Origin of the sequence: Archangium sp., assembly GCF_036388035.1 — a bacterium.
Taxonomy (GTDB): domain Bacteria; phylum Myxococcota; class Myxococcia; order Myxococcales; family Myxococcaceae; genus Archangium.
Genome location: NZ_DASVSO010000555.1, coordinates 1 through 2,495, shown reverse-complemented (window position 1 = coordinate 2,495; position 2,495 = coordinate 1). Strand labels below are relative to the sequence as shown.

Here is a 2,495-nt window from a genome sequence, read left to right as displayed (position 1 = left end):
CACCTCCACCACGTACTTGCCCACCTCGAAGGTCTTCGACTGGCCGGGGGACAGCGAGCCCGTCTCCGGCCGTGAGCCGAGGACGCGGGCATAGCCCCGGGTGAAGGCGCCAATCACCTCACGCGGCGTCTGGACGAAGACGAGGTCCTGCGGGTTGCGCGCCAGCGGCCGGAGGAACTGCTCGCCCGTCTGGCGGACCTCATCGCTGCCGAAGAGACCGATGACCAGCGTCTCGAACTCGGCCGACTCGGAGAGGCCGAGGGACCGGGGGCCCTCGGAGGGGTCCCCCAGGTCCTCGGGGATGCCGTCGGTGAAGAAGAGGAACAGTCGGTTCGGGAGCGCCGAGCCTCGCAGCCGGTTTCCCGCCTCCTCCAGCGGGCGGCGGAAGAAGGTGCCGTTCGAGTAGGGCAGCGCGCGGATGTCGTCCGCGCTCTGGGCCGGGCGCGGCGGGGCGTCCTTGCCGTCGCCAAAGGCCAGCACGCTGAAGCGGTCGGCCGAGCCTCGTGCCAGTCCCTCGACGATGAGCGTGCCGAGCACCGCGGCGCGCTCGGGATCATTGGGGGGCACCCGGCGCCCCGTCGCCGAGTCCCGGGCCTCCACGCCCATGGAGCACGAGTTGTCGAGGATGAGGACGATCTCGTTGCCACCGCCGGCCGCGCCGGTGAGGAGCAGGGGCAGGACGAGCTGCGCGAACGTCATCTAGAGCTCCACCTTGAAGTACGTGCCCCCGGCCCGGTACAGCACCGAGGAGGAAGGAACGTGTCCCTGGGTCAGATCCGTCACCGGCTCCCACTTGAGGGTGCGGCGGTCCTGCTGCTCCAGGGGGCCACTGCCCGTCAGCACCACACCGGTCCCTCGGGTGGCGCGAAGCACGAGGGGCGCGTTGCGGATGCGGCCATTCACCTCGCCATCGCCGTGCAGGCCCAACCGGGCATCCCGGAAGAAGCCGGGGCCACTGCCGGGGCAGTCCTGGAGGAGGATGGCGGCGGCCTGTCGCATGCCGCGCTCGCTCCCGGCCACGCGGATGGACGTGCCGGCCGGGAAGCGCGCGGGCTGGGTGAAGCCGGCGAGCAGCACGCCGAAGCCGAGCAGCGCCAGCGAGGGCCACACCCACGCCCCATGGCAGCCGAGGAAGCCCTGGCCCTCGACCTTCCAGCGCAGGCGCACCGTCTTCTCCTGGGCCTTGAACTCGGGGGTGAGCGGCACCACGCGCAGCACGGCCGAATCCGGCGACACGTCCCCGGCGCAGCGAGGCACCTCCAGGCAGATGTCGAGCCGGCGGTCCTTTGGATCCAACGCGTCGATGCCGAGCGAGGGCACCAGGCCGCGCACATCCGCCTGTCCCAGCGCGTTGAGGAAGCTGAGCACCGGACGCGCCTGACAGCCCTCGAGTCCCTCGGCGCGCAACTCCCAGCGGTGCTCCTCGGCGCCCTGGGAGCGGCTGAAGTCGAGCTTCTGGCAGGCCTTCGTCACGGCGGTGCCCGCGGCGACGGTGCCAAAGTCCAGCGTCTCCGGCAGCTCCAGCCTGAGCTGGGGGCGCACCCGCACCTCGTGCGCGGGCATGGAGACGGGCCCTCGTGGCGTCTGGAACACGATGGACCAGCTCGCGGCCTGGGGCTCGGCGTAGGTGGCGCTGAACTCGTACCGGTCATCCGCTCGGGGCGGGCCGCTGTAGCGCACCTCGCCGGTGTCCACCATGCGGGCCTCCACCTTGGGGTCCGCGAGGAGCGCGTCCACCTGCTGGCGACCCGTCCCCGGAGCCGGGCGGAGGAGCCGCACCGTGCCCTTGCAGGGAAGACCGACGTAGCAGGTGCGCGGCAGCTCCGAGGTGTCGAAGCCGAGCCCGAGGTCACTCACCGTGGCGGTGACCTCCTCCGTGGGGCACACCACGCGCTCACCCGCGCGACCGCCCGCGCTGATGCGGACCTCGCGCGGCCTGGGGGACGCGGGCGGAGTCCACGCGGCCGAGAGCGAGGCATCCGCGGGCAGCGTCCCCGGCTTCTCCCCTTCCACCTGCACGGTGAACGCCAGCGAGAGTCCCGGGGGCGGCGACGTCACGGGCACCTGCCCCGCCGCATCGAACAGCCTCGCGCTCAACAGGATGGACTGCCCGGCCACGAGCGCCTCGTGCACGGTGGGCTGCACCACGCGCGCCCGGAAGCCGCACACCTCCACCTTCAGGTTCTGGGACTCGGAGGCCGCCGCGCGGAGCTGCTCGTTCTGGGCGAGGGGCGGCGCCACGGGGACGAACTCGATGTGCAGGGAGCTGGAGGCCGGAAGGGAGAACCCGGCCGACACGGTGCCATCGGGTTGCACGGCGCCACGGTGCTCGGTGGTCTGGCCGTTCGCGTCGGTGACGCGGAAGGTACCGCCGGTGATGCGGCGCAGCGCCCCGTGCTCATCGCGAACCGCTCCCACCACCGTCACCTTGTCCCCGGCGGTGTACGGCCCCGGGGAGATGCGCTCCACCCGAGCGTCGAGTTGCACCGGCGGAG

General features: G+C 72.4%; 2 protein-coding genes. Both read right to left on the bottom strand.

The window, feature by feature from the left end; genetic code table 11:
• On the bottom strand, nt 1-699 hold a 699-nt coding region (locus VF697_RS22305; protein ID WP_331098161.1), incomplete at its 3' end, for a hypothetical protein.
• On the bottom strand, nt 700-2,495 hold a 1,796-nt coding region (locus VF697_RS22300), incomplete at its 5' end, for a hypothetical protein (protein ID WP_331098159.1).